General features: G+C 70.0%; 20 protein-coding genes. 11 read left to right on the top strand and 9 right to left on the bottom strand.

The genetic code is table 11. The features are described 5' to 3' along the window. Positions 1-235: 235 nt before the first annotated feature. From SGCZBJ_RS09560 to SGCZBJ_RS09545, 4 genes are read left to right on the top strand one after another with little or no spacing between them, the layout of a single operon-like run. Positions 236-1,594: an MmgE/PrpD family protein gene (locus SGCZBJ_RS09560; protein WP_101717767.1), complete on the top strand. Its 1,359-nt coding sequence runs from the start codon at positions 236-238 to the stop codon at positions 1,592-1,594. A gap of 17 nt (positions 1,595-1,611) precedes the next feature. Beyond that, positions 1,612-3,009 carry a phenylacetate--CoA ligase family protein gene (locus tag SGCZBJ_RS09555; protein ID WP_101717766.1) on the top strand — a complete coding sequence of 466 codons (1,398 nt, stop codon included), beginning with the start codon at positions 1,612-1,614 and terminating at the stop codon, positions 3,007-3,009. 1 nt (position 3,010) lies between these two features. Next, a complete protein-coding gene (locus tag SGCZBJ_RS09550) occupies positions 3,011-4,342 on the top strand; it encodes an amidase (RefSeq protein ID WP_101717765.1) in 1,332 nt (443 codons plus the stop codon). Beyond that, positions 4,339-5,121: an enoyl-CoA hydratase/isomerase family protein gene (locus SGCZBJ_RS09545; RefSeq protein ID WP_101717764.1), complete on the top strand. Its 783-nt coding sequence runs from the start codon at positions 4,339-4,341 to the stop codon at positions 5,119-5,121. The genes SGCZBJ_RS09550 and SGCZBJ_RS09545 overlap by 4 nt, the downstream gene beginning before the upstream one ends. A 50-nt stretch (positions 5,122-5,171) precedes the next feature. On the opposite strand, the gene SGCZBJ_RS09540 is transcribed toward SGCZBJ_RS09545, so the two are convergent. After that, positions 5,172-5,894, bottom strand: a complete 723-nt coding sequence (locus SGCZBJ_RS09540) for a DUF3108 domain-containing protein (protein WP_101717763.1) — start codon at positions 5,892-5,894, stop codon at positions 5,172-5,174. Positions 5,895-5,905: 11 nt separating this feature from the next. Continuing rightward, on the bottom strand, positions 5,906-7,096 hold the full coding sequence (locus tag SGCZBJ_RS09535) for an acyl-CoA dehydrogenase (protein WP_101717762.1): 1,191 nt from the start codon (positions 7,094-7,096) through the stop codon (positions 5,906-5,908). A 123-nt stretch (positions 7,097-7,219) separates the two neighbouring features. Between SGCZBJ_RS09535 and SGCZBJ_RS09530 the strand changes: the two genes are divergently transcribed. The 5 genes from SGCZBJ_RS09530 to SGCZBJ_RS09510 are packed head-to-tail and all read left to right on the top strand — an operon-like array spanning position 7,220 to position 11,691. Then, on the top strand, positions 7,220-8,503 hold the full coding sequence (locus tag SGCZBJ_RS09530; RefSeq protein ID WP_205685354.1) for an aconitase/3-isopropylmalate dehydratase large subunit family protein: 1,284 nt from the start codon (positions 7,220-7,222) through the stop codon (positions 8,501-8,503). Next, positions 8,503-8,991 (top strand): LeuD/DmdB family oxidoreductase small subunit, encoded by a 489-nt coding sequence (locus SGCZBJ_RS09525; protein ID WP_240621463.1) that lies wholly within the window; start codon positions 8,503-8,505, stop codon positions 8,989-8,991. Before SGCZBJ_RS09530 ends, SGCZBJ_RS09525 begins: the two co-directional genes overlap by 1 nt. After that, positions 8,988-9,848 carry an isocitrate lyase/PEP mutase family protein gene (locus SGCZBJ_RS09520; RefSeq protein WP_101717759.1) on the top strand — a complete coding sequence of 287 codons (861 nt, stop codon included), beginning with the start codon at positions 8,988-8,990 and terminating at the stop codon, positions 9,846-9,848. The genes SGCZBJ_RS09525 and SGCZBJ_RS09520 overlap by 4 nt, the downstream gene beginning before the upstream one ends. Positions 9,849-9,860: 12 nt before the next feature. Continuing rightward, the gene (locus tag SGCZBJ_RS09515; RefSeq protein WP_101717758.1) at positions 9,861-10,805 is read left to right on the top strand and encodes a polysaccharide deacetylase family protein; all 945 of its coding nucleotides are present in this window, start codon (positions 9,861-9,863) and stop codon (positions 10,803-10,805) included. Next, complete coding sequence (locus tag SGCZBJ_RS09510) at positions 10,792-11,691, top strand: polysaccharide deacetylase family protein (protein WP_101717757.1); 900 nt, start codon at positions 10,792-10,794, stop codon at positions 11,689-11,691. Before SGCZBJ_RS09515 ends, SGCZBJ_RS09510 begins: the two co-directional genes overlap by 14 nt. On the opposite strand, the gene SGCZBJ_RS09505 is transcribed toward SGCZBJ_RS09510, so the two are convergent. The 7 genes from SGCZBJ_RS09505 to SGCZBJ_RS09475 all read right to left on the bottom strand — a co-directional run bounded on the left by SGCZBJ_RS09505 (position 11,688) and on the right by SGCZBJ_RS09475 (position 23,397). Beyond that, positions 11,688-12,221 carry a GNAT family N-acetyltransferase gene (locus SGCZBJ_RS09505; RefSeq protein WP_101717756.1) on the bottom strand — a complete coding sequence of 178 codons (534 nt, stop codon included), beginning with the start codon at positions 12,219-12,221 and terminating at the stop codon, positions 11,688-11,690. The genes SGCZBJ_RS09510 and SGCZBJ_RS09505 overlap by 4 nt on opposite strands. Beyond that, positions 12,218-13,555, bottom strand: a complete 1,338-nt coding sequence (locus SGCZBJ_RS09500; RefSeq protein WP_101717755.1) for an N-succinylarginine dihydrolase — start codon at positions 13,553-13,555, stop codon at positions 12,218-12,220. Before SGCZBJ_RS09500 ends, SGCZBJ_RS09505 begins: the two co-directional genes overlap by 4 nt. Continuing rightward, entirely contained in the window at positions 13,552-15,000 is a 1,449-nt protein-coding gene (astD, locus tag SGCZBJ_RS09495) for a succinylglutamate-semialdehyde dehydrogenase (protein WP_101717754.1), read from the bottom strand. Before astD ends, SGCZBJ_RS09500 begins: the two co-directional genes overlap by 4 nt. Continuing rightward, positions 14,997-16,001, bottom strand: coding sequence for an arginine N-succinyltransferase (locus SGCZBJ_RS09490; RefSeq protein ID WP_101717753.1), 1,005 nt, complete (start codon positions 15,999-16,001; stop codon positions 14,997-14,999). The genes astD and SGCZBJ_RS09490 overlap by 4 nt, the downstream gene beginning before the upstream one ends. Further along, positions 16,002-17,261: a hydrolase gene (locus SGCZBJ_RS09485; protein WP_101717752.1), complete on the bottom strand. Its 1,260-nt coding sequence runs from the start codon at positions 17,259-17,261 to the stop codon at positions 16,002-16,004. Positions 17,262-17,446: 185 nt separating this feature from the next. Then, positions 17,447-21,619 (bottom strand): translocation/assembly module TamB domain-containing protein, encoded by a 4,173-nt coding sequence (locus SGCZBJ_RS09480; RefSeq protein WP_101717751.1) that lies wholly within the window; start codon positions 21,617-21,619, stop codon positions 17,447-17,449. Then, on the bottom strand, positions 21,616-23,397 hold the full coding sequence (locus SGCZBJ_RS09475; RefSeq protein WP_476695736.1) for an autotransporter assembly complex protein TamA: 1,782 nt from the start codon (positions 23,395-23,397) through the stop codon (positions 21,616-21,618). Before SGCZBJ_RS09475 ends, SGCZBJ_RS09480 begins: the two co-directional genes overlap by 4 nt. Before the next feature lie 262 nt (positions 23,398-23,659). Between SGCZBJ_RS09475 and SGCZBJ_RS09470 the strand changes: the two genes are divergently transcribed. Then, positions 23,660-25,186 carry a circularly permuted type 2 ATP-grasp protein gene (locus SGCZBJ_RS09470; RefSeq protein ID WP_101717927.1) on the top strand — a complete coding sequence of 509 codons (1,527 nt, stop codon included), beginning with the start codon at positions 23,660-23,662 and terminating at the stop codon, positions 25,184-25,186. Beyond that, on the top strand, positions 25,183-26,124 hold the full coding sequence (locus tag SGCZBJ_RS09465) for an alpha-E domain-containing protein (protein ID WP_101717749.1): 942 nt from the start codon (positions 25,183-25,185) through the stop codon (positions 26,122-26,124). The genes SGCZBJ_RS09470 and SGCZBJ_RS09465 overlap by 4 nt, the downstream gene beginning before the upstream one ends. The last annotated feature ends 2 nt before the right edge of the window (positions 26,125-26,126 follow it).

Below are 26,126 nucleotides of genomic sequence, written 5' to 3'. Positions count from 1 at the left end.
TCAGCAAGAACGCGCTGGTCAGCAACAACAGAACACGCATCAGCATGGCGGCTCTCCTGCATCGCGGACCGTTCCCCCCGGAAGGTCCGCGAACGGAAGGCTGAACGCGTCCACGCGATGCGTGACGGGGATTTCGCGTTTGCTCGACTGGCGGACAGCCGCGCCGTTGTCCGCTGTGCGCGCAAACCCGAACGCCGCGCCAAAGAGCGGCGGGCGCCGCTGCTAGCGTCGCCGCATGATCGCCGCGCAAGCCCTTGTCGACCACGCCCTTTCCCTGCGCTGGGACGCCCTGCCCGACGCCGTGCAGGCCGACGCCCGCCGGCTGCTGCACGACGCGGTAGCCGTGGGCGCGGCCGGCGCCGGGGCCGCCTACTCCGACGCCATTCTAACGGCCGCGCGCGGCTGGGGAGGAGACATCGGGACCGGTCTCGTTCTCGGCCGCCCGGGCGTGCGCCTGCCGCCGGCCCAGGCGGCCTTCGTCAACGCCTTCCAGCTGCACGGCCAGGAATACGACTCCGTCCACGAGAAGGCCGTTCTGCACCCGCTGCCGACCATCGTGCCGGCCCTGATCGCCGAGCTGGACCGCTCGCCCCCCTACAGCGGCGAGGAAGTGCTGGCGGCCATGGTGGCCGGCGTGGACGTCGCCATCGCGCTGGGGGTCGCTGCAACGACGCCCTTGCGCTTCTTCCGGCCGGCGACCGCGGGAGTATTCGGGGCGACGGCGGCCCTGGCTCGGCTCAAGCGCCTGCCGCGCGAGACGGCGATGGACGCCATGGGCTATGCCCTGGCTTTCAGCAGCGGCACGATGCAGGCCCACACCGAAGGCAAGCCCGCCCTGCCCGTCCAGGTCGCCGCCGCCGCCCGCTCAGCCTTGCAGGCGATCGACGTCGCGCAGGCCGGCCTGCCCGGGCCACGCGACTGGCTGGAGGGACCGTTCGGCTACCTGCCGCTGTTCGAGGCCGGGTTCGACCTCGCGCCCGTGCTGGCCGATCTGAAGGACCGCCGCCGCATCGCCGAGGTCGCCTGCAAGCCCTTCCCCACCGGACGCGCCTGCCACGGCGGACTGGTGGCGGTGCGCACCTTGGCTAACGAGCATGGCGTGGGTCCCGGCGATCTCGACAGCCTGACCTATTCGGCCCCACCGCTGATCCGCCATCTGGTGGGGCGCGTCGCCAAGCCGGAGATGGACACCGCCTACGCCCGCCTGTGCCTGCCCTATCTGGCCGCCGTCATGCTGACCCGCGGCCGCGTCGGCTTGGACGACTACACCAGTGAGCGCCTGAACGAGCCGGACGTGCTGGCCCTGGCCGCCCGCATCGTCGTCGAGAGCGACGGCAATCCCGATCCCGCCGCGTTCGTGCCGGCCCGCGCCGTCGCCCGCCTGAAAGACGGCCGCGAGATCGTGCTCGACGTCACGTCCCAGCTCGGCTCGCCCGACTTCCCGATGAGCCGCGACGAGCACCTGGACAAGGCCCGCTCGTGCTTGGCCTTCGTCGGTATGGAGGCCGTCCACGCCCAGCTGACCGACCTCTTCGACCGCTTCGACACCCTGGCCGACGCCCGCGAGGCCTTCCTCCTCGCCAGCGGCGGCTGAGCTCCCCAAGGTTATCCATGTCCCACCAGACCTACTGGCAGTCGCTCGACTACCCGGCCATCGTCGCCGACCATCCGATCGGCGAGGCCTTCACGCGCTTCGCCACCACCACCAGCCGCGACGAGCTGCGCGCGCGGCAGAACCGCCTTTTCCTGCGCTGCGTCGACCGCGCCTGGAAGACGCCCTTCTACCAGCGCCTGTGGGGCGAGGCCGGGATCCAGCCCGGCGACATCCGCTCGCTGGATGACCTGTCGCGCCTGCCCAGCTTCGACAAATCCGACATCATGGCCTCGCTGGAGCGCAATCCGCCCTTTGGCGACTTCGCCGGCTTCGAGGGCTATCCGGACGGCCAGCGTCCGCCGGTGATGCTGCACACCACCTCGGGCACCACGGGGTCGCCCCAGGTGCTGCTGTTCGGGCCCAAGAGCCGCGAGGTGCAGAACCTGCTGCTGGCCCGCAACTACCAGTTTCAGGGGCTGGCTCCAGACGACGTGGTCCACTCAGTCTACGGCCACGGCATGATCAACGGCGGCCACTATGTGCGCGAGGCGGTCACCCGCTGGACCAGCGCCGTCTTCCTGTCGGCCGGCACCGGGGTCGAGACCCGCTCGGCCCAGCAGGTCGAGGTGATGAAACGCTTCGGCGCCACCGTATTGGTGGGCTTCGGCGACTACCTGAAGAAGCTGGCCGACACGGCCGTCGAGATGGGCATCGAGCCTGGCCGCGACATCCCCGTGCGGCTGATCTCGGCGCACCTGGGCCGCGAGGACCGGGCGGCGATGGAGAAGGCCTGGGGCGGCGCCAAGTGCTTCGACTGGTACGGCGTGGGCGACACCGGCCTGATCGCCGGCGAAGGCCCCGACCGGGACGGCCTCTACGTGCACGAGGACGCCCACTACCTGGAGATCTGCGACATAGACACCGGCGCGGCCGTCGCCCCAGGCGAACTGGGGGACATGGTCGTCACGTGCCTCTTCAAGGACGACCTCTATCCGCTGATCCGCTTCAACACCCACGACGTGACCCGGGCGATCCCCAGGCCGTCTTCGATCGACGTGGTGTTCCAGCGGGTCGAGGGCTTCCTCGGGCGCTCGGACAACATGGTCAAGATCCGCGGGATCAACATCTTCCCGCAGGGCGTGGGAGCGATGCTGGAGCACGCGCCGGCCTTCGCGGGCGAGTTCATCTGCCGCGCGCGCCGCGATGCGACGGGCCGCGACAGCTTCGCCGTCACCGCAGAGACCACGGCCGACACGGCCGAATGGCGCGATATCGCCGCCTTCTACGGCGAAGTCCTCAAGCGCAAGATCGGCATCGAGGTCGAGGTCGAGCTGGCCCCCAAGGGCGCAACGGCGGGCCTCACCCAGATCGACGTGCGCCAGAAGCCGATCCGCCTGATCGACGAGCGCTACTGAGGTGGCGGGCTTTTCCGACCCCATCGTCGCGGCGGGCGTGGCGGGCCTGCCGGCCCTCTATGCGGCCGGCGCCAGCCCGGTCGACGTGACCGAAGCCTACCTGGCCCGGATCGAGCGGCTGAACCCGGCCATCAACGCCGTGGTCGAACTCGATGCGGCCGGCGCCCGCGCCGAGGCCCGGGCCAGCGCCAGACGCTGGACCGCGGGCCAGCCGCTGTCGCCGATCGACGGCGCGCCGATCGCGGTGAAGGCCAACATCGCCGTCGAGGGCCTGGCCCATACCGCCGGGATCAAGGCCTACGCCCGCAACATCGCGCCGGCCGACGCCGCCTGCGTGGCCCGACTGCGGGCCGCCGGCGCGGTGATCCTGGGCACGCTGAACATGCACGAGGCCGCGCTGGGCGCGACCAACGACAACGCCTTCCTGGGCCGCTGCGAGAACCCGCACCGGGCCGGCTTCACCCCCGGCGGATCGTCGGGCGGCTCGGCGGCGGCCGTGGCGGCGGGGCTGTGCGCCGCTGCGCTGGGCACCGACACCATGGGCAGCGTGCGGCTGCCGTCATCCTACTGCGGTGTCGTGGGCTACAAGCCGGCGCTGGGCGCGATCCCGACCGACGGCGTCACGGCCCTGTCCTGGACGCTGGATCACGTCGGCGTCCACGCGCGCTCGGTCGAAGACGCGGCGCTGGTCGCCCAGGCCTGCGGCGTCGCGAACACCGCCGCGCCGGACCAGCGGGCGCTGGCCGTGCTCGATCTCGACGGCCTGGCCACGCTGGAACCGGCGGTGGCCGAGGGCTTCGCCCGAACGCTGGACGGTATGACTGCCGCGGGCTGGCGGCTCGAGCGGGTGCGGATCGACGACCTGGACCTGGGCGCCCTGCGCCGGGCGGGCCTGCTGATCAGCGAGGTCGAAGGCGGGAACGAGCACCGCCGCGCCCTGGCTCTGGATCCCGAAGGCTTCACGCGGGAGCTGCGCTCGCTGCTGGCCTGGGGCGCACGACAGACGCCCGCCAAGCTGGCCGAGGCCTATCGCCTGATTGATGAAACGAAGCGAAAAATCCACGCGTCGACAAATACATATGCCGGATTTCTTACGCCGACCACGCCTCAACAGGCCTTCGCCTTCGGCGCAGCCGTTCCGGCGGGCCAGGCCGACCTGACGGCGCTGGGCAACGTGCTGGGCGCACCGGCCTTCGCCCTGCCCAGCGGCGAGGCCGATGGCTTGCCGCTATCGCTGCAGGTGATCGGTATGACCGACGGCCCTACCCAGGCCCTGGCCAAGCGCCTGAGCGAAACCCTGTCGCCGCCGACCGTTCCCGAGGCCTTCCGATGACAGCCTTCGCCGACGGCGCACTGACCCTGGCCCTCAAGGGCGACATCGCCACCCTGACGTTCGACCGTCCGGCCAAGCGCAATGCGATCTCTCTGGCCGTTTGGCGCGCCTTGCCCGACGCTTGCGCCGCCTTCGCCGCCTCGGACGCCAAGGTCCTGATCGTGACTGGGCGCGGCGGACATTTCGCCGCCGGAGCCGACATCGGCGAGTTCGAGGCGGTCTATGCGACCCCGCAAAGCGCCGCCGACTACAACGCCGCCATCGCCGCTGGGATCGGTGCGATCGCGGGACTGGAAAAGCCGGTGCTGGCCGCCATCGAGGGCGCCTGTGTCGGGGGCGGCCTAGCTGTCGCCCTGGCCTGCGACCTGCGGATTGCCGCTTCGGACGCCCGCCTGGCCATTACGCCCGCCAAGCTCGGCCTGACCTACAGCCTGGAAGACACCAAGCGCCTCGTCGACGCCGTCGGCGCCTCGGCGGCCAAGGACATCCTGTTCACGGGGCGGCTGCTGGGCGCCGAAGAAGCGCTGCGGCTTGGTCTGATCGACGCGGTGGAAGTCGATGTTCCGGCGGCCGCGATCGCCAAGGCGGCCGAGATCGCGGCGGCGTCCCAGGTGACGGTCCGGGCGATCAAGGCGACGATCCGGGCGATCCTGGCCGGCGCCGTCGAGGACGACGCGACGACCCGCGCGGCCTTCGTGGCGTCGGTTTCGGGGCCGGACTTCATCGAGGGGCGCACGGCTTTCCTAGAGAAGCGGAAAGCCGTGTTTCCCGAGCGGTGAGCCCTCCTTCGCCCCTCTCTCATCGAGAGAGGGATTTGGTTTCCAGCCCCCTACCGCTCCAACTCCACCAGCTCGTACCAGGTCTGCATGTAGCCCCCGACACCGCCCTTGACGAACAGCGAGTGTTCGTCGGCTGTGACCCACATGTCGTAGGTCGGGTGCTCGCCGTCCTTGCTGACCATGCCGCCGTCCTCGCCGAGGAAGCGGAAGCGTCGGCAGGCGAAGGTTCCGGCCGGGGTCGTGGTCTCTTCCTCGCCGACATATTCCAGCGTGATGCTGCTCTCGACGATCTGCGGCGGGGTGGCGCCCCGGTGGTCGACGGACGGCAGGAAGATGCGAAGCTTGCGCTTGTGCGGCCCCTTGGCGACGTCCATCACCTTGCAGATATAGGCGTCGCCGATGATCGGGTGGGTGCCGAAACCGTCGAAGAAGCCATTGGTCGGCATCTTCTGTGACAGGCGGCCGATCGACGGGCCGTAGCTTTCGCACTCGATGAAGTCCTCGGTGAACCGGAACCAGCCCGAACCCATGAACCGGTCGCCGACCGTCAGGCGCAGGTGCAGGTCCATCGGCCGGCCGTGCTCGTCCAGCGAATAGATGGCGTCGCGCAGGACGGTGGGATCGGGCTCGTCGATCTCGCACTGGGCGCGGATCGTCACCTTGCCGTCGGTGTGTCGGGTCATGGCGAAGTGCTCGCGGCCCCGCTCCTGCCCTTCGCGACCAGGCTTGCGCGAGGTGTAGAGGATCTTGCCGCGGATGGTGTGGTGCTTCATCGCCCCGCTCCTCAGAAGGCCGCCAGGCCGGTGATCGCCCGGCCCAGGATCAGGGCGTGGACGTCGGCCGCGCCTTCGTAGGTGTTGACCGTCTCGAGGTTGGCGGCGTGGCGCATGACGTGGCTGGCGCCGGAGATGCCGGCTCCGCCGTGGATGTCGCGGGCCTCGCGGGCGATGACCAGGGCCTTGCCGCAGTTGTTGCGCTTCATCAGGCTGATGGCTTCCGGAACCCAGTCGCCGGCGTCGAGGCGACGGCCAAGCGCCAGGGCGCCTTCGAAGCCCAGCGCGATTTCGGTCTGCATGTCGGCCAGCTTCTTCTGGATCAGCTGGCGGGCGGCCAGCGGACGGCCGAAGACGACGCGGTCGGCGACATAGGTCGCGCTGGTCTCCAGGCAGAAGCGCGCCGCGCCCATCGCGCCCCAGGCGATGCCGTAGCGAGCCTTGTTGAGACAAGAGAACGGACCGCGCAGGCCCTTCACGTTCGGCAGGATGGCGTCTTCCGGCACCCGCACGTCCTGCAGCACGATCTCGCCGGTGATCGAGGCGCGCAAGCTGAGCTTGTCGTCGATCTTGGGGGTGGTGAAGCCCTCGGTCCCGCGCTCGACCAGGAAGCCGCGGATCTCGCCGTCGAGCTTGGCCCAGACCAGGGCCACGTCGGAGATCGGGCTGTTGGTGATCCACATCTTGGCGCCGTTGAGCACGTAGCCGCCGTCGACCTTGCGGGCCACGGTGCGCATCGAGCCCGGATCCGACCCCCCGTCGGCCTCTGTCAGACCAAAACAGCCGATCAGTTCGCCGCGGGCCATGCCCGGCAGCCACTCACGCTTCTGTTCTTCCGAGCCGAAGGCGTAGATCGGATACATCACCAGCGACGACTGGACGCTCATGGCCGAGCGATAGCCGCTATCGACGGCTTCGATCTCGGCGGCGATGAGGCCGTAGGCCACGTGGCTGACGGCCGCGCCGCCGTACTCTTCCGGCAGGGTCGAGCCCAGCAGGCCAAGCTCGCCCATTTCCTTCATGATCTCGCGGTCGAACCGGCCGTCGGCATAGGCCGAGACGACGCGCGGCAGAAGTTGTTCCTGAGCATAGGCACGGGCGGCGTCGCGGATCAGGCGCTCGTCCTCGGTCAGGCGGGCGTCGAGGGCGAGCGGGTCTTTCCAGTCAAAACCGGCGGTTTGAGGAGCGGCGTCGAGGGGCATGGAAGGCAAGTCCTCCGGCGGCCGGAAATGACCGCACAGCAATTGATCTGAACTTCCGCCTTTCTAGCCGGGGGCCCCGCGCCTACCCCGGTCGGCGCTGGATTTGACCGGGAGGCGATTAGGTTGGTTGGACGAACTCTCGTCGAGAAGGTGATCGCCAAGGCTGCGGGCCTGCCGGCGTTACGCGCCGGCCACCTCGTGACGGCCAAGGTGGATCTGGCCTTCGCGCACGACAGCAGCGGCCCGCGCCGCTGGCGTCCGCTGCTGGAAGAACTGGGCGTGGGCCTGTGGGACCCGGCCAAGGTGGCCATCGTCTCCGACCACTACGTACCGGCCGTCGATGCGGAATCGGCGGCGATCCTGAAGACCACCCGTGACTTCGCCCGCGATTACGGCGTTTCCAATTTCTTCGACATGGTCGGCATCTGTCACCTGGTGCTGCCCGAGCACGGCCTGATCCGCCCGGGCGCTTTCATCGCCGGCGGCGACAGCCACACGCCCACGGCCGGCGCCTTCGGCGCCTATGCAGCCGGCTACGGTGCCACCGACATGGCCGCCATCGCCGCCACCGGCGAAACCTGGCTGGCCGTGCCCGAGACGATCCGCGTGGAGTGGACCGGCGCCTTCCAGCCGGGTGTCACGGCCAAGGACGTCATGCTGTTCCTGTGCCGGGAACTGGGCATGGACAACGCCTTCAAGGCGGTGGAATTCGCCGGCCCGCTCGTGGAGGCCATGCCGATGGCCGAGCGCATGGTGCTGGCCAACATGGCCGCCGAACTGGGCGCCGAGACCGGCGTCGTGGCGCCGGACGCCGTGACCTTCGCCTATCTCGCAGCGCGCGGCGCACCGGTCGAAGATGAGGCGGGGGCCCTTGCCCTGCATTCAGACGCGGATGCGATCTACGCCACCGTGCACCGTTTCGACGCCGCCGATCTGGTCCCGCAGATCGCCGCCCCGCACTCGCCGGCCAACACCCGCGACGCGACCGAGTTTGGCGAGGTCCGTATCGACCAAGCCTATATCGGCGCCTGCGTCGGAGCCAAGATCGAGGACCTGCGCATGGCGGCCGACGTGCTGAAAGGCCGCCGCGTGGCGCCCGGCGTGCGGCTGCTGGTGGCGCCGGGTTCGGCCCGCACGGCGGAGCTGGCGGCGCGCGAAGGCGTGATGGAGACCCTGCTGGCGGCCGGCGCGGTGCTGATGCCGTCGGGCTGCGGGGCCTGCGCCGGCATGGGCGCCGGGATCCTCGCCGAGGGCGAGACCTGCATCTCGTCGACCAATCGCAACTTCCAGGGCCGCATGGGCCATGCGGGGGCCAACGTCTATCTCGGCTCGCCCTACGCCGTGGCCGCCGCGGCCGCGGCCGGCCACATCGTCGATCCCCGCCCCTTCCTGACGGGAGCCGCCTGATGTCCCGCGCCTTCGTCTTCGGCGACGCTGTCGACACCGACCTGCTGGCTCCCGGCAACCTGATGAAGCTGCCGCCGGCGGAGCTCGCGCAGCATTGCCTGCGGGCCATCGCGCCGGACTTCGCGTCTACCGTCCAGCCCGGCGACGTCGTGTTCGCCGGCGCCAATTTCGGCCTCGGCTCCTCGCGCGAGCAGGCGGCCGTCTCCCTACGACTTCTTGGCGTCTCCGCGGTGCTGGCGACCTCGTTCGCTCGCATCTTCTACCGCAACGCCATCAACCTCGGCTTGCCGGCCTTCGTGTTTCCCCAGGTCGGCGAGGTGAGCGACGGCGATCGGATCCAGTTGGATCCGGTCGCCGGACGTCTCGAGAACATCACCACGGGCAAGACCTATACCCTCACGCCGATACCGCCGCACCTGATGGCGATGATCGACGATGGCGGCCTTATCACCCACCTGAAACGACGCCTGAAAGGAGCCGCCGCATGAGCCTGCGCGACCGCCTCGCCCAAGACACGCCGCTGCTGGCCCCCGGCGCCTATGACGCCCTCTCGGCCTTGCTGATCGAGCAGGCCGGCTTCGAGGCGATCTACCTCTCGGGCGCCTCGATCGCCTACACCCAGCTTGGCCGGCCCGACATCGGCCTGGTGTCGTTCGACCACGTGGCCGACGTCGTGGGTCGCGTGGCCGAGCGCGTGAACCTGCCGCTGATCGTCGACGGCGACACGGGCTTTGGCAACGCCGTCAACGTGCAGCGCACCGTGCGGATCTTCGAGCGGATGGGCGCCAGCGCGATCCAGCTGGAAGACCAGACCTTCCCCAAGAAGTGCGGTCACCTGGCCGACAAGAGCCTGGTTTCGACCGCCGAGATGGCCGGCAAGATCCGCGCGGCGCTCGACGCCCGCGCCAGCGACCAGACCTTGATCATCGCCCGCACCGACGCCATCGGGGTGGAAGGCTTCGAGGCCGCCCTCGACCGCGCCCACGCCTATGTCGAGGCCGGCGCCGACGTGCTGTTCGTCGAGGCCCCGCGCACCATCGGCGAGATGAGCGCCATCGCCCACGCCTTCGCCGGGCGGGTTCCGCTGCTGGCCAACATGGTCGAGGGCGGCAAGACCCCGCTGCTGGACGTCAACGAACTGGGCCGCATCGGCTTCAAGCTGGTGATCTCGCCCGGGGCCCTGGTGCGCGCCCTGGTGCCGACCGCCGAGGCCTTCCTGGCCAGCCTGAAGGCCAATGGCGCCACCCGTCCGTTCGCAGAGCGGATGATCGACATGGGCGGTGTGAACGAGCGCATCGGCCTTGCTGATATGGCGGCGACCGGCGCGGCCTACGCCGCCGGCTGAGTGGAGCGTCAGATGCAGGCCGATCCCAACCTCTACGACCACTGGCCCTACAAGGACCGCCCGAAGATCGTCTGGCCGGGCGGCAAGAAGCTGGCCTTCTGGATCGCGCCGAACATCGAATACTACGAGTTCGATCCGCCCAAGAACCCGCAGCGCCCCGGCTGGCCCAAGCCCTCGCCGGACGTCGTGGGCTACTCGCAGCGCGACTGGGGCAACCGGGTCGGCCACTGGCGACTGATGGAGCTGCTCGACAAGTACGGCATGCGCGGCTCGATCTCGCTGTCGGTGGGCCTCTTGGACCACCACCCGGAGATCATCGAGGCCTGCGTGGCGCGGAACTGGGAGTTCTTCAGCCACGGCATCTACAACACCCGCTTCTCCTACGGCATGGACGAGGCCCAGGAGCGGGCGGTGATCGAGGATTCGATCCGCTCGGTCGAGGCCGCCACCGGCCAGCGCATCCGCGGTTACCTGGCGCCGGCCCTGACCCACACCGAGAAGACCTTCGACCTGCTGGCCGAAAACGACTTCTGGTACACCTGCGACCTCTTCCAGGACGACCAGCCTCAGCCGGTGAAGACCAAAGCGGGCAAGCTGATCTCGATGCCCTATTCGCTGGAGGTCAACGACGTCATCACCTACGGCGCGCTGTCGATGAGCCCCTGGCGCTATGCCGACGTGCTCAAGCGCCACTTCGACCAGCTGCTGGAAGAGGGCGAGAAGTCGGGCACGGTGATGTGCATCCCGCTGCACGCTTACCTGGTCAGCCAGCCGCACCGCATCCGGCCGTTTGAGGACGCCCTGCGCCACATCGCCGGCCACGACGAGGTGTGGATCACCACGGCCCGCGAGATCGCGCAGCACTATCGCGAAAACTACTTCGACCAGACCGTCGCCGACATCGCCGCGCGCGGCCTGGCCACGCCGGGAACGGGGTTTGCCAATGCCGCTACCTGACGAGCACCTGATCTATCCACATCGGTCCTACGGCATGGACCAGGACCGCTACGCCTGGCGGCCCTCGACAGAGCGCGCGTCGATCGCCCTTCCTGGCGGCGCGGCGGTGACGGCGATGATCGTCGTGCCGATCGAGCACCATCCGCTCAATCCGCCGGGCAAGCCGTTCAAGCATCCCGGCGCCATGGTCACGCCCTATCCGGACCTGCGCCACTACACGACGCGCGACTATGGCAACCGCGTGGGCGTCTATCGCATCCTCGAAGCCTTGAAGGCGGCTGGGATGAAGGCGACCTTCCCGATCAACGCCGACCAGCTCACGCGGCTGAAGCCGCTGGTCGAGGCGATCCTCGCAGACGGCCACGAGATCGCCGCCTATGGCCTGTCGACCACCCACATCCACTGGGGCGGCCTTGATCGCGAGACGGAAGCCGCCTGGGTGGCCGAAGTGCGGGCGCGGTTCGACGCGGTGGGGCTGAGGCCTCGCGCCTGGCTGAGCCCGGCCCGGCAGCAGTCGTTCGCCACGCTGGACCTGATCCGCGCCGCCGGCTTCGAGATCTGCCTCGACTGGGAGCAGGACGAGGTTCCCGTGGCGATGAAGACCAACGCCGGCGAGGTGATCGGCCTGCCCCTGTCCAACGAACTCGACGACCGCGCGCTGATGATCGACCGCCGTCAGAGCGAAGACGAATGGGCGATCCAGGTGCTGGAGGCCGCCGACTACCTGACGCAGGACGCCAATCGGTTCGGCGGCCGGGTGCTGGGCTTCACCTTGACGCCTTATGTGACGGGACAACCGTTCAGGATCTCGGCGCTGCGGCGGTTGCTGGCGGGGCTGGGGGAGATGGGCGTGAAGGCGATGATGGCCAGCGAGATCGCGGGCTAGACCCTCCCCCTTAAGGGGGAGGGACTGAGGATCAGCCCCATCGCGATGTCGTCCTCGAACGTCCCGTCGGGGAACCGCCCGCGCCTCTCCAGCCGTCCCTCGACCCGGAACCCCAGCCGCTCGTAGAGACGCAGCGCGCCCGCATTGCCTGCGCCGGCGTTGAGCTCCACCCGTACGATTGCCGGATCCATGGCCCGCGCGGCGGCGAACAGCGCCTGGAACAGGGCCGAGCCGACGCCCCTGCCTCGCCAGTCGGGATGCACGGCCACCGTCAGGTCCGAAAGTACGTGCGAGAACAACCGCACCGGTATGCGCACGGCGTGGATCTCGCCGATAACGACGCCGCCTTCGGCGACCGCCACCAGGCCCACGCCGTCGGCCAGCGCTTCGCCTAGGATCCGGGCGATGTAGGCGTCGGTGATCTCGTCCGGCCGCCGCGCGATACCGCCCGGGATCGCCGCCGTGGCGCGATGGACGGCGGCGACAGCCGCCGCGTCCTCCATCGTGGTCGGCCTGATCGCGAGGCTCATCCGTCCCTCTGGAACGGATAGAAGCCGCCGCCCAGGTCGAGAATGGCCGTCAGTTCGTCCAACGCCTCGCGGCTTTCGACCAGCAGGGCTGGATCGGCCAGATCGGCCGGCGCCAGGCTATCGCGGTAGCGCCGCGTTCCCCAGTCGGCGAGCCGGTCGTGCAGGGCCGCATCGAAGCGCTGGGCGGGATTGGCGGCGGCCAGCTCGTCGTCGGTCAGCACCACCCGCAGCCGCAGGCAGGCCGGCCCGCCGCCGTTGCGCATGCTCTGGCGGACGTCGGCGTATTCGACGCGACCGATCGGGCCGTTGGAGGCCACCAGCCCCTCGGCCACGGCGCGGGCGCGGGGGTTGTCGCGGGTCTCGCCCGGGGCCAGCAGAACCAGCCGGTCCTCGCCAGGCAGGACGAGAAGCTGCGAGTTGAAGAGGTAGCTCTTCACCAGGTCTTCGATCGGCAGCTCGCCTTCGGAGACCTCGACGAACACCGGCTCGAACAGGCCCTCGGCGGCGCGGCGGACCTCGGCTTCCATGCCGGCGCGATCCTCGAAGGCCGCCTCGTGGAAGAACAGGGTCTCACGCGTGCCCACGCACACCACGTCGTTGTGGAAGGCCCCGCCAGCGATGGCGCGACGGCCCTGGCGGGGGAAGACGGCGCGGGCGGCGGCGTGGCGACGCCGGATCGCCTCGAAGGCCTCGCGGGTCTGGCGGGCCGGATAGGCGCCGCTCCAGTGCTCCCAGGCCTCGCGGCCCCACACGAAGAGATTTACCCCGGGCGCGCCGTGCTCGGCGCAGAGCCGTACGTGGTTGGCCGCGCCCTCGTCGGCGAAGTGCGGCTGGCCTGGCAGAGGGTCGTGCACGGCGAAGCGAGACTCGTCCGGGAACAACCGGCGCAGGGCCCGCGTGGTCTGCGGCCCCTCCAGGCTGCGATGCAAATTGGTCAGCAGGTTGGCGGGGGTGAAGTGCACGCGGCCATCGGCGGCGTCGGCGCTGGGCGTGACGGTGGCGGCGTTGGCGGCCCACATCGGCGAGGCCGAGCAGGCGGCGGCGGCCAGGGCCGGCGCGGTCTTCCAGGCGCTATCGATGACGGCGGCGTCGGAGCCCGCGAACCCGATGGACCTCAGGAAGCCCACGGCCGGCCGCTCATGCGGCGGCAGCACGAACTGGGGCGCGCCCCAGTCAGCCAGGCGCCGCATCTTGGCCAGCCCCTCCAGCACGGCCGCGCGGGGGTCCGACACCTGCCCGGCGTTGACCTGGCTGGCGATGTTGCCGGGCGACAGGCCGACATAGGAGTGGGTCGGGCCGACCAGGCCGTCGCAATTGGCCTCGACGGCCTTCACGAACGAAGACCCTTGATGTCGTCCGTCGTGTCGAGCACCGCCCCAGCCTCGAAGCTGGCCACCGGATAGGCGCAGTAGTCGGCGGCGTAGTAGGCGCTGGGTCGATGGTTGCCCGAAGCGCCCAGACCGCCGAACGGCATGGTCCCCGCCGCGCCGGTGGTCGGGCGGTTGAGGTTCACCACCCCGGCCCGGATGCGCGCCAGGAAGCGATCCCACAGCGCCGGGTTTTCGCTGACCAAGCCCGCCGACAGGCCGTAGCGGGTGGCGTTGGCCGCGACGAGCGCCTCATCGAAGGAAGCCACGCGGCGCACCTGCAGGATCGGGGCGAAGATCTCCTCGTCGGGCACGTCGACGCCGGTGACGTCGATCAGGCCGGGCGACACGAACGCGCCCGACAGCCCCTCGACGCGGCCGGGTTCCAGCAGGCGCTTGCCCTCGATACGTCCGGCGGCGGCCAGGGCATGGCCGGCGGCGCGTTCGGAGATCAGCGGCCCCATGAACGGCTCTTCGCCGTTCCACGGACCAATCGACAGGCGCGGCACGAGGTCTAGCACGGCGTCGATGATCGCCTGGCCCTCAGGCCCGTCGGGCACGATCAGGCGGCGAGCGCAGGAACAGCGCTGGCCGGTGGTGATGAAGGCCGACTGGGTCACCAGGGCCGCGACGGCGCCAGGATCCCCGGCCTGCCAGGCGACCAGCGGATTGCTGCCGCCCAGCTCCAGGGCCAGGATCACGTCAGGCCGATCGGCGAAATGGCGGCGGAAGAAGGTTCCCGCCTGGGCCGAGCCGGTGAACAGCAGCCCATCGATTTCCTGGTCGATCAGGGCCTGGCCGACCTCGCGCCCGCCCTGCACCAGGTTGACGACACCGGCCGGAACACCGGCCGCCTCCAGAGCCTCGACCAGCAGCTGGCCGGCCAGGGGGGTCTCTTCCGAGGGCTTGAAGACCACGGTGTCGCCCGCCAGCAGGGCCGGCACGATGTGGCCGTTGGGCAGGTGGCCGGGGAAGTTGAACGGTCCCAGAACCGCCATCACGCCATGCGGCCGGTGCCGCAGCACCGCGCGGCCGAAGGGCATGGCGTTTTCGGCGACGCCGGTGCGCTCGTCATAGGCCTTGATCGAGGCGTCGACCTTGCCGGCCATCGAGGCCAGCTCGGCCTTGGTCTCCCACAGCGCCTTGCCGGTCTCGCGGCTCAGAGCCTCGGCATACGTCGCCGAGCGCTCGACCAGCACCGCCTTGTAGCGGCGCAGGATGGCGATCCGCGCCTCGCGCGGCAGGTCGGCCCACGGATGGAAAGCCCTGCGCGCGGCCGTGACGGCCGCCTCGACATCCGAGGTCGAGGCGGTCGCCTCGCGCCAGACCGCTTCGCCGGTGGCGGGATCAGTGGAAACGGCCTCGGGCCCCTGCCCGCTCTTCCAGACGCCGTCGATGAACACGCCGCTCATGCCTTCACCCGCACGCTGTCGCCTTCGCCGACGCCGAGCGCATCGGCCGTCGCGCGATCCAGGATCGCCGCCTCGCCGTCGATCAGCACCGCCGCCCGCACGGCGCGGAACCGCGAGACCTCGGTTGTCGAAATCAGGGCCTCTTCGCCGAAGGCGTCCTCACCGATCTTCACGCGCAGGCGCCTGGCGTCGCGCACCGTGCGGATGTCGTCCCGCGGCGCGGCCACGGTGGGGCCGGCGTCGAACAGGTCAACCAGCCCCTGGTAGCGGAACCCTTCGCGCTCCAGCATCGCTCGCGCGGCCTCGCCGTCACGATGGACCTTGCCGATTACGTCGCGCGCGGCCGGGGCCAGAAGCTCGGTATAGATCGGGTGGCGGGGCGCCAGGTCGAGGATGAACTGGCCGTTGGTCGAGGCGCTCATCAGGTCGGCCTGGTCGAACTCCAGCCGGAAGAACTTGCTGGCCGCGTGCTCCCAGAACGGACAGCTGCCGTACTCGTCGAACCAGCCGCGCAGCTCGGCCAGCACCATTTCTGAGAAACGCTGCGGCTCGATGCCGATCAGCATGTAGCGCGACTGGGCCAGAAGTCGCCCGGCCCCGCCCTTGCGCTTCTCGGGCCGCAGGAACAGCGAGCCGACCTCCGACCAGCCGGCGCACTCGTTCACCAGTACCAGGGCCTTGTGGTCGAAGCGCATCTCCAGCACCGGCGACGACTGGGCCAGGGTCACGACGCGGAACGAGAAGAACGGCCGCTTGATGCCGACCGCCGCCTTGACCCCCGCGACGCCGTCGACGACCCCGGTTTCCAGGTCTTCCAGCATCAGGGTGTACCAGGCCTCCAGCGGCGCGACGCCGGCCTGGAAGCTGGCTTCCGACAAAGCCAACCGTTCACGCAGGGTCGGCTCGTCCTCGGGCAGGCTGGTGAAGCCCCGCCCCGACAGCACGGCCAGTTCCATCAGGGAGTCGAAATCCGCCGATCCGGCGGGACGCACGACGAGCATTCAGAGGGTCTCCGGCATGGCGGCCATGGCCGCGCGGATGGCGTGGGCGTCAATCTCGCCGCTCGCGAGCTTCATCAGGGTCAGGGCCGACAGCTGGGCGCGCTCGACGAAGCTCGCCGGCCAGGCGTGTTCGGCCTCGCTGTGGATGTCGCCGCCGCGCACGCCCAGGCTGTCGATATTGGGCAGGCCCGAGGCGAAAAGATTGTTGCCCTCACAGACCCCGCCCGACGGCTTCCAGGCGATGTCCTGGCCCAGCAGCGCCCCGATCTCCTTGACCGCGCCGAACAGCTTCTCCTGGGCGGCGTTGAACGGCTTGGCGCCGCGCGTGATGCGGCCGTGCAGGTGGGCGTGCAGGCCGTCGTCCGTGGTGGCAGCCACGATGGCGGCGATCTCGCCCTCCAGCCAGGCGGCGTCGGCGGCCGAGGGAAAGCGGACGTTGAACCGCAGCACCGCCACGTCCGGCACCATGTTCAACGGCGAGCCGCCGTCGATCTTGGCGACGTTGAGGGTGACGCCCTCGCGCCGACCGTTCAGTCCATGCAGGGCCTGGGCCAGCCGCGCGGCCTCCATCACCGCGTTACGGCCCGAGGCGAAGTCGCGGCCGGCGTGGGCGGCGCGACCATGGACAACGACGTGGAAGTTGCCCGAGCCCTTGCGCACGCTGGCCAGGGCGCCGTCGGCCAGGGCCGGCTCGTAGGTCAGGCCCACATGTCCCAGGCGCGCGAAATCGGCCAGGACCGGCGCCGAAGCGATCGAGCCGATCTCTTCATCAGGCGAGATCAGCACGCGATAGCCGAGATTGCCGGCCTTGGGGTGGCGTTCGAACGCCTCCAGCGCGCCGAGCATCACCGAAAGACCGCCCTTCATGTCGGCGATGCCGGGACCATGCAGCGCGCCGTCCGGCCGGGTGCTGACGGTCTGGAAGCCGGAGGTCTCGGGATAGACGGTGTCGTAGTGGCCGGTCAGCACGACCTGCACCGGCGCCTCGGGCCGCACGACGACGGCGATGGCCGGCGGATGCGACTGCTCGACCTGCCGGCCATCGGCGGCGATCTCCGGCGAGGCGGTCAGCGGAACCTCGGCCGGCGCGGACGGCAGGGCCGAGAAGGCCTCGACCAGAACCTGCCTCTGCCGTTCCAGGCCCGCGATGTGGCGGCTGCCCGAGTTGATGGCGCACCAGGCGACGGCCCGGTCGATCATCCGGGGCCCGTCAGCGGCCAAACTCCCCAGGACAGCCCGATCTTCGTCGTCGATCCGCATGGATTCGCTGTCTCCCTTGGCCAAAGCCTAGTCCAGGGAGCGCGGGCAAAACGTTGTTTCCTTTGGCGAGGAAACCGCGCGCCGACGCAAAAGCCTTGCGCTGGAGCCTATCAAATCGACAGGACTCCAGGTCCGATGTCGAGAGCGCGCCAGGGTCAGCCGCCTACACCTGACCCTGGCGCGGTCTACTTATAGTCCTTTCGCCATTTCACCGACAGCTTGGCGTCGCCGTCGCCGCCCAGGCGCGAGACAAGCGAAAGCGCCCGGCGGATGCGCCATTCGACCTGGGCCGCGGGTCCTTCCCTGCCGCCGCCGATGATCTCCACATAGACGTCGTCGGTGACGTACTTGCCGCCAGCCACGGTCATGCCGGTGCTGCTCTCGGCGAAGGCCAGGCGGTCCAGCCGCGCGAAGCTACGCAGGTTGCCGATCACGTCGAAGCCGCCGCCGCCGGCCAGCGAGGCCAGGGCCGAGGCCAGTTGCGCGGCCTCGATCGGCGACAGCTGGGCGGCCGACGATCCGAACAGCACCTGCGACAGCACTTCGTCTTGCGGCAATTCGGGTTTCGAAGTCAGCGTGATCTCCGGCTTGGCCGCCGTGCCCTTCACCTGGATGATCGCGGTCAGGGCGTCATCCTCGCGGGTGGCGGTCAGATCGAGGCGGATGCGTTCCAGCTGGGTGGCCAGGCGCACGACGCCGTCGTCGTCGAACTCGAACCGCTTGCCGGCGAAGTCGTACTCGCCGCGCACCACGCGGGCCACGCCGTCCAGCACGGGGCTGGCCGTGGTGCCGCCGACATGGGCGTCCAGCGACAGCTCGACGTCCAGGCCCCTGCCCTTCACGAAGATCCGGCGCGGGGCCTTGAGGGTGACGTCCAGCGCCATGCCCGAATTGGGCTTGCGGGCCTGCACCTCGACGCCTTGGACCAGGTCCTGCGGCCGGTTGCGCTCGATCACGTCCATGGAGACGACGCCGGCCGGGGTCTTGGACTGGGCCGAGACATCGGCGCGGTCGATGGTCAGGGCGCCCGACAGCTTCACCTTGCCGTCGGCGGCGCGGTTGATCGTCGTCTGGCCGGTGGCCTGGGCCTTGGCCAGTTCGTTGTCGATGACCTGGAAGTTCTTCATGTCCAGGCGGAAGCTGCCGACGCCGTCGCGCGCCAGGCTGATCCGACCCGCGCCCGAGGCCGTGCCGCCACGGCCGTCGCCGGCCAGGGCCTGGCTAACGTCGATGGCGTTGTCTGCCAGGTTGGCGGTGATCGCCACGTCCTGCAGGCGCAGGCCGGTCTGGCCGTCCTCGAAGCGACCGCCCGCCAGCGAGGCGCGGCCAACGAGGCGCGGATCGGCCAGGGTGCCGGCCAGCGTGCCCTCGGCGTCGATCTTGCCCGACAGCCCGCGCTCGGGACCGATCAACAGGTCCCACAGCGGCTTGATCTCGCCCTGGGCTAAGAACCGGCCCTGAACCGCCCGACGGCGATCGATCGCCAAGCGGAAGGGCTTGGCCGAGGCTTCGGTCGGCAGGGTCAGGTCGGCCTCGGCCTTCAGGCCCTGCGGGTTGCTGCCGTTGGCCCGGATGGTCATGACCCTGTCGCGCAGGTCGCCGTGGATGGTGGCGTCCAGCGACTGCTCGGCCTTGGCCCCGCGCTCGCGGGCGCCCGACAGGTTGGCGTCGAGCTCGCCGTCCAGCGCCTCGCCCTGGCCGCGCATTGAGACGCGAGCGTCGATGCGACCGGTCAGGTCCGGATTGAGCGCGGTCAGGCTGACCCCGACCAGGTCGGCGCGCAGATTGGCCTGTTCCCCGCCGACGTCGAGGTCGAGATCGGCCCGGCCGTCGCCGACATTCAGGCGCAGGCGGCCAGACGTGCGCGGACCGCCAAAGCGGATCTGGGCGGCTTCGCGGGTGGACACCTCCGTGCGGGCCATCCGGCCCTGAGCGTCGAGGGTCAGGAGATAGTCGTCGGCCTGTTGCGCCAGCACCCCGCTGCCGCCCAGCCGCCAGCGACCCGAAGGTCCCTCGCCGCGCGCATCGAGCCTCAGCGGCAGGCGGCTCATCGGTCCCGAGGCCTTGATGGCGGCGTTGCGGACCTTCCAGGCGCCGCCCGTGATGTCCTGGGCGGCCAGGTCCAGCGTGGCCGTCGGCCCGCCAGCGGCGTCGACGATCTTCACCGAACCGCGCACCGAGCCCTGAGCCAGGAAGGCGCCCGGACTGACGGCCACGGTCAAGTCGGCCGTAGCCGGCCGACCGTCACGCAGCGAGGCGGCGCCGCCGGCTTTCAGCCCGCCGGCGTCGATGTCGAGGTCGGAAAGCTCCAGCCCGCCAGGCGCGAAGCTGAACGCGGTCTTGCCGCGCGCCGGTCCGTACTGGCTGGTCGCCTCCAGGGCGGCCGCGCCGTCGGCGCCGTCGGCGCGCTTGGCGAAGGTCACCGCCAGCTTGGCGTCCTTCAGCGGCAGGCGCGGCAGGTCGATGCTGTCGAAGGCCGCATGGAGATCGGCCCGCGGCGCGGTCAGCGTGCCGGTGATCGCCCCGGTCCCGGAGGCCTTGCCGCTGACCTCGACAGGACCCGCACCGAACGGCCCTTCGGCCGACCAGCCGAGCTTGAAGGCCAAGGCGCCGCCGGGGTTCATGACCCCGGACGCCTTCGCATGGGCGGCCGCGCCGTCCAGCTTGCCGTCCGCCACCGAGAGCTTGCCGTTGTCCCAGGCCGCGCGAGCCGAGACCCGCGGCGCGGCGCCGAGCAGGCGGTCCAGTTCGGCCAGGCCGCTGGCGAAGCCCGCGCCCCGCGCTTCGGCGTTGAAGTTCCAGGGCTTGTCGCGAGCCTGGCTCGCCGACCACTTGACCGTGGCCGAACCCTTCATGCCAGGACGGATGGGCGCCAGGGACGCCACCTTGGCCGTGCCGTCGAACGACAGGCCGCCCAGCAGGCCGCGCTGCCCCTCGCCCTCGACGACGATGTTGGGCGCGACGATCTTGGCGCGCTTGATCAGGAAGCGGCCGTCCTTCAGGCGCGCGCCCTCGAAGTCGGCCTTCGGCGACCGGCCCAACGGCGCCAGCAGGCCCTCGCCCGCCCCGCCCTCGCCCGTCGCCGAGGCGCGAATGGTCAGCTCGCCCTTGTTCCAGCCGACGAAAACCGGTCCCTTGGCCCGCGCCAGGCGGTAGCCGAACAGCTCCAGATTGGCCACGTCGCCCGGCCCCTCGACCGAGAAACCGCCGTCGCCGACCTTGAAGATCCCCTGCGCCTTCGCCGCGCCCATCTTCGGAATCGGCGTGATCTTGGAGAGATCCTTCACCGCCGCCGAAAAGGTCACGCCCTCGGGCGCTGTCCTGCGCTTGGTCAGGTCGGCCGGTCCCCGGGCGTCCAGCGACAGGTTGGGCGCGCGGAGCTTCAGCGACAGGTCGGTCAGCGTCCCAGCCTTGCGGCCGACGACATCGACGTCGACCGCCGCGCCGAACATGCGCTCGTAGAGATCGGTGTGGGTGGAGGCCGAGAGATCGACATGGCCGCTGGCCGAACCGCCCTGGGCGTTCCAGGCGCCGCCGGCGCGAAGCGGCACGTCCTGGCCGCTCTGGGCCTTGACGGTGAAGGCGCCGACTTCGGTCGTGCCATTGGCCTTGGCGTCGAGCATGAAGGGACGGTCGCCCGGCAGGCCCAGGCTCCCTGCCAGGGCGCCGCCCTTGGCCTCACGGCCCACCGCGGTCAGCAGCATGGTCTTGTCGCGACCTAGGTCGAAGACAAGGTCGAGATGGTCGCCAGGATGCAACCGGCTGGCCGCCGACAGCCGTCCGGCCTGGCCGCCCATCCGCGCCATTTCGTAGGCGCCCGACAGGTCGAAATCGCCGGCGACGTTGCTGAACGCCGGCCGGGTGACCAGGCGCAGCTTGAAGGCGTCGAGATCGGCCGAGATCGGCGCGGCGCCAGACTTGCCCTTCGGACCCAAGGTCGGGCGGCGCACCAGCGTCACCTGCCGCGCCTCGATGCTTTCGGCATGGAAGCGCCGCCACCAAAGCTCACGCGGCTTCCAGACGACACGCAGGTCCGCGCCCTCCAGCCAGACGCCCTTCTCGTCCGAGATCGTCAGCCGGCGGACGCCGAAGTCGCGCCAGATGTCGCCGGACAGGCCTTCGATCTTCAGCGTGCCGATCCGCCCCAGCTTCAGGCCGCTGGTCCGGGCTTCGAGGAAGGCCCGGCCCTGGGGCGTGATGACGCCGTAGCGCACGACGCCGAGGACGAGCGCGACGATGGCCACCAGGGTGACCGCGATGATGATCAGCAAGCCGGGCCCGCCGACGCGACGCGCGACCTTGGCCGCGGCTTCGGCGACTTGCTCGACAGGTTCTGGCGGCGGCGCGGCGTCGGTCAAAAGCTCTGCCCGATGCTGAGATAGATCTGGAATGCCGAGTCGCCCTCGCGCTTCTCGAGCGGGAAGGCGATGTCGGCGCGGATCGGCCCGAAGCCGAGGTCGTAGCGGACGCCGAAGCCGGCGCCGACGCTGAAGTCGCGGGTGTTGGGGGTCGGCTCGGTCCCCACCGCGCCGGCGTCGATGAACACCACCCCGCCCCACTGCTGGGTGAAGCGGTGGCGCAGCTCGATGGAGCCCTCGAACAGCGAGAGGCCGCCTTGCGGCGTGTTGTCCGACAGGCGCGGGCCGATGGCCTGGTAGGAATAGCCGCGCACCGAACCACCGCCCCCCGAATAGAAGCGCCGCGACGCCGGCACCTCGGGCATGGTGCCGCCCAGCATGGCGCCAAGCTTCAGCCGCCCCGCCAGCACGGTGTCGGCCTCCTTGCCGAACGGGATGTAGGCCGAGCCCTGGGCCTGGGTGCGGATGTAGACCAGGCTGGTCTCGCCGGTGATGGCGGTGGGCTCGGCCCGCGCCTCCACCCGCCAGCCACGCCGCGGATCCAGGATGTTGTCCGAATAGTCCCAGGCATAGGCGCCCAGCGCCGTGAAGGTGGCGAGGTTCAGCCGCTGGCCCACCGGCAGGCCGTTGGCGGTTGTCCGTTCCTGGGTCTGCGACAGGTCGACCGAGAGCCCGTAGGTACGGTAGCGCGTCGTCTGCAGGCGTCGTGTCAGGTCCGCGCTCAATGTGGCGCCGGTTTCGTCGTAGGCGTCGGTGGTGTCGGCGAACACGCGGCTGGTCAGCTTCAGCGTCTGCTGCGGGCGCCCCCAGTGCGGCAGCGCCACCGAGCCCTCCAGGCTCTTCTCCAGCTTGGCGACGCGGGTGGTGATCGTCGTGGTGTCGGCGCGACGCAGGCGGTTGTAGCGGATCCACTTGGCGTCGACGCCCGGGCCTTCGCTGGTCGAGTAGCCGGCCCCGAGTTCCAGGGTCCGCGAGGCGCGATCGGACAGGGTGACCTGGATCGGGCGAAGCCCTTCGGGCGTGGCCTTGTCCTTGGGCGCCAGGGCCACGGAAACCGTGTCGTAGACGCCGGTGTCACGCAGGCGACGCTCAAGTTCGGCGATGTCCTCGGGGTCGTAGACGTCGCCTTCCTTCCAAGGGGCCAGGCGCTGGAGCCACTCGATACGCGTGCGGCCCTTGGTCGACAGATCGACGCCGTCGACCTTCACCAGGTCGCCAGCGGCGATGACGAAGGTCGGGCGGACCGTATGGTCGGCGTGGTCGACGATCACCTGGCGCGGATCGGCGGCTGCGTCGGCGTATCCCAGCTTCTGCACCTGCGCGACCGCGCGGCCTTCGGCGCCGAGAATCTCGGCAGCGCGGCCGGCGGCTCCCTCGGTGAGGCCCAGCACCGAGAAGGCGCGCTCGCGGACGCCCTCGTCGGGCGGCGCGCCCGACCAGTCGATGCGCGGATCGGCGATGACGAACAACTGGCCGGGCGTAACCTTCACCGTGCCGCGCGGCGGGTCGGTCTCGGTGACGTCCGGATCGACGACATAGGCGTAGTAGCCCTCGGCGCGCAGCACGGCCACGGCGTCGTCGGCGGCGTCGCGGGCGCGGCGGCGCGCCTCGGAACGGCTGGCCGGCGGACCGTCGGATTGGGTCAGGGCGCGCTGAATGGCTTCGCGCAGGGCGCGATCCTCGACGCCGGTGATGGTCGCCGATGGTTCGTCCGCTTTAGCCTGAGCCGCCACGGCCGCGATGGCGGCCGCCAAGCCCAGAACTGTCGTCTTACGCACCAAGCCAAGTCCCCGCACGGAGCGCCCCCACGACCTCGTGTAGTCGGGCGCTTCACGGCTGTCACCCGACGAAATGCTGCGGGAGCGAACGATCTCGACTTCTCAGGCCCGGCAATCGGCGCCCAAATGCTAGGCAGTCATGCGCAACCGCGCGGCGAGGGTCGAAATCCGCCGCGAACCTTTTCGAGGCGTTCTAGGTTTCCATCGACCAGCGCCGCTTCGGCGCGGGTCCAAGAGACGGACAATCAACGTGGACACCGGCGTGGCGGCAAAATTACAGAGCCTGGACGAGGCCCCAACCCTGCCGATGACGGGCGCGGCCTATCTGCCAGGCATAGCTTACGACGAGATGTTCGCCGCCGGCGGCGACGTGCGGGCCCACTACGCCCCATTGCAGTCGCGGATGGCGACCCTGGGCGCCTCGGCCCTGGCCGACCGGCAGAAGACGCTGGAGCGCTCGTTCCTGCTGCAAGGCATCACCTTCACGGTCTACGGCGCGGGCAGCGCCACCGAGCGGATCATCCCCACCGACCTTTTTCCGAGAATCATCCCGGCCGCCGAGTGGGCCCGCATCGAATCGGGCCTGACCCAGCGCCTGCAGGCGCTGAACATGTTCCTCGCCGACATCTACGGCGAGCAGAAGATCCTGATGGACGGCGTGGTGCCGCGCGAGCTGGTGCTGGGCGCGCCCTCTTACCGGCGCGAGATGCAGAACCTCTACGTGCCGCACAAGTCGTACGCCAATGTCTGCGGCAGCGACCTGATCCGCGGCCAGGACGGCGAGTTCGCCGTGCTCGAGGACAACCTGCGCGTCCCCTCGGGCGTCTCCTACATGCTGGCCAACCGCGATGCGGCCAAGCGCACCTTCCCGGGCACCTATCGCGAGGCCGGGGTGCGGCCGGTCGAACGCTATCCCGACCTGCTGCTGGCCACGCTCAAGAGCATGAGCGCCGACTGGCGGTCGGACCCGCAGGTCGTGGTGCTGACCCCCGGCGTCTACAACAGCGCCTATTACGAGCACGCCTATCTGGCCCGCCTGATGGGCGTGCCGCTGGTCGAGGGCCGTGACCTCGTTGTCCACGACAACATGGTCTACATGCGCACCACCACCGGCCTGCGCCGGGTGGACGTGATCTATCGCCGGGTCGACGACGACTTCATCGACCCCCTCACCTTCCGCCGGGATTCGTCGCTGGGGGCCGCGGGCCTGTTCAACGCCTATCGCGCCGGCAACGTGGTGATCTGCAACGCCCCGGGCACCGGCGTGGCCGACGACAAGGCCGTCTACGCCTTCGTGCCGGACATCATCCGCTACTACCTGGGCGAAGACACGATCCTGCCCAACATCGAGACCTATCTCTGCCGCGAGAAGAGCCAGCTCAGCCACGTGCTCGACAATCTCGACAAGCTGGTGGTCAAGGCCGTCGGCGCCTCCGGCGGCTACGGCATGCTGGTCGGCCCTCACGCAAGCGCCCAGGAACGCGCCGACTTCGCCGACGCCCTGAAGGCGGACCCCGCCAACTACATCGCCCAGCCGACCATCCAGCTGTCGACCGCCCCCTGCCTCGTGGACGGCCGCATCGAACCGCGCCACGTCGACCTGCGCCCGTTCATCCTGTGCGGCGAGAAGACCATCGTCACGCCCGGCGCCCTCACCCGAGTGGCGCTCAAGCGCGGCTCGCTGGTCGTGAACTCCAGCCAGGGCGGCGGCTCCAAGGACACCTGGGTGCTGGCCGAGGAGAACGGTCACCACAACGGCAATGGCCACGGCAAGGGAGGCCCGCAATGATGCTGGCTCGGGTCGCCGACAGCCTCTACTGGCTGGGCCGCTATATCGAGCGCGCCGAACACCTGTCGCGCCTGTCGAGCGTGATGCTGAACGCCACGCTGGACCAGACCGATTCCGGCATGCAGGCGGTGTGGATAGCCCTGTCGGCCGTCGGCGACGACGGGGCCGGCAAGGTCTCTCCCTTCGAGGCCGCCCGCGCGCTGGTGCTGGATCGCTCGGACCCCAACTCGGTGGTCTCGTCCCTGACCATGGCCCGCGAGAACGCCCGCCAGGTGCGCGACCAGATCACCACCGAAACCTGGGAACGGCTGAACGTCCTCTACCTGCGGGTCACCGATCCTGGGGCCGAGGCCGAGTTCGCCGACAACTCGGTGTCGTACCTGCACGACGTCATCGCCGACGTTCACCTGTTCAAAGGCGCGGCCGACGCCACCATGAGCCACGGCGAAAGCTGGCGCTTCATGATGCTGGGCATGTACCTGGAGCGCGCGCAGCTGGTCTCCAGCCTGCTGGAGGTGTGCTTCGCCCAGGCCCCCAGCCGCGAGATCCACGACCATCTGGCGCTGGTCAGCCTGCTGCGCATGGCCTGCGCCCTGGAACCGTACCTGCGCGTCTACACCGCCGAGATCGAGCCTCGGCACATCCTGGAGTTCCTGGTCTTCGACGAGGACTTCCCGCGCTCGATCCGCTTCGCCACCTCGCGCATCGAGGAGCACCTGACGGCGCTGGCCCGCCACGTCGAGGCCGCCGGTCGTGCGGCCCCCGAGCGCCTGGCCGGCAAGCTGAAGGCGCGCCTGCAATACGCCGATGTCGACGAACTGGAGACCATCGGCGCCGGAGCGCTGCTGACCACCGTGGTCAACGAGTGCGCCCGCATCCACGAAGCCATCTACGAGACCTTCGTCTCCTACCCCCTCGAACTCAGACTGCCGGCCTGACC

The sequence above is a fragment of the Caulobacter zeae genome, from assembly GCF_002858925.1.
Taxonomy (GTDB): Bacteria; Pseudomonadota; Alphaproteobacteria; order Caulobacterales; family Caulobacteraceae; genus Caulobacter; species Caulobacter zeae.
The sequence above is the reverse complement of the archived record's forward strand: the minus strand, read 5'-3'. Positions and strand labels throughout refer to the sequence as shown.

Bases quoted from the DNA above. Each gene is read 5' to 3' on its own strand.
- SGCZBJ_RS09560 (WP_101717767.1), top strand. From the start codon at position 236: ATGATCGCCGCGCAAGCCCTTGTCGACCACGCCCTTTCCCTGCGCTGG.
- SGCZBJ_RS09555 (WP_101717766.1), top strand. From the start codon at position 1,612: ATGTCCCACCAGACCTACTGGCAGTCGCTCGACTACCCGGCCATCGTC.
- SGCZBJ_RS09545 (WP_101717764.1), top strand. From the start codon at position 4,339: ATGACAGCCTTCGCCGACGGCGCACTGACCCTGGCCCTCAAGGGCGAC.
- SGCZBJ_RS09540 (WP_101717763.1), bottom strand. From the start codon at position 5,894: ATGAAGCACCACACCATCCGCGGCAAGATCCTCTACACCTCGCGCAAG.
- SGCZBJ_RS09535 (WP_101717762.1), bottom strand. From the start codon at position 7,096: ATGCCCCTCGACGCCGCTCCTCAAACCGCCGGTTTTGACTGGAAAGAC.
- SGCZBJ_RS09525 (WP_240621463.1), top strand. From the start codon at position 8,503: ATGTCCCGCGCCTTCGTCTTCGGCGACGCTGTCGACACCGACCTGCTG.
- SGCZBJ_RS09520 (WP_101717759.1), top strand. From the start codon at position 8,988: ATGAGCCTGCGCGACCGCCTCGCCCAAGACACGCCGCTGCTGGCCCCC.
- SGCZBJ_RS09515 (WP_101717758.1), top strand. From the start codon at position 9,861: ATGCAGGCCGATCCCAACCTCTACGACCACTGGCCCTACAAGGACCGC.
- SGCZBJ_RS09510 (WP_101717757.1), top strand. From the start codon at position 10,792: ATGCCGCTACCTGACGAGCACCTGATCTATCCACATCGGTCCTACGGC.
- SGCZBJ_RS09505 (WP_101717756.1), bottom strand. From the start codon at position 12,221: ATGAGCCTCGCGATCAGGCCGACCACGATGGAGGACGCGGCGGCTGTC.
- astD (WP_101717754.1), bottom strand. From the start codon at position 15,000: ATGAGCGGCGTGTTCATCGACGGCGTCTGGAAGAGCGGGCAGGGGCCC.
- SGCZBJ_RS09490 (WP_101717753.1), bottom strand. From the start codon at position 16,001: ATGCTCGTCGTGCGTCCCGCCGGATCGGCGGATTTCGACTCCCTGATG.
- SGCZBJ_RS09485 (WP_101717752.1), bottom strand. From the start codon at position 17,261: ATGCGGATCGACGACGAAGATCGGGCTGTCCTGGGGAGTTTGGCCGCT.
- SGCZBJ_RS09465 (WP_101717749.1), top strand. From the start codon at position 25,183: ATGATGCTGGCTCGGGTCGCCGACAGCCTCTACTGGCTGGGCCGCTAT.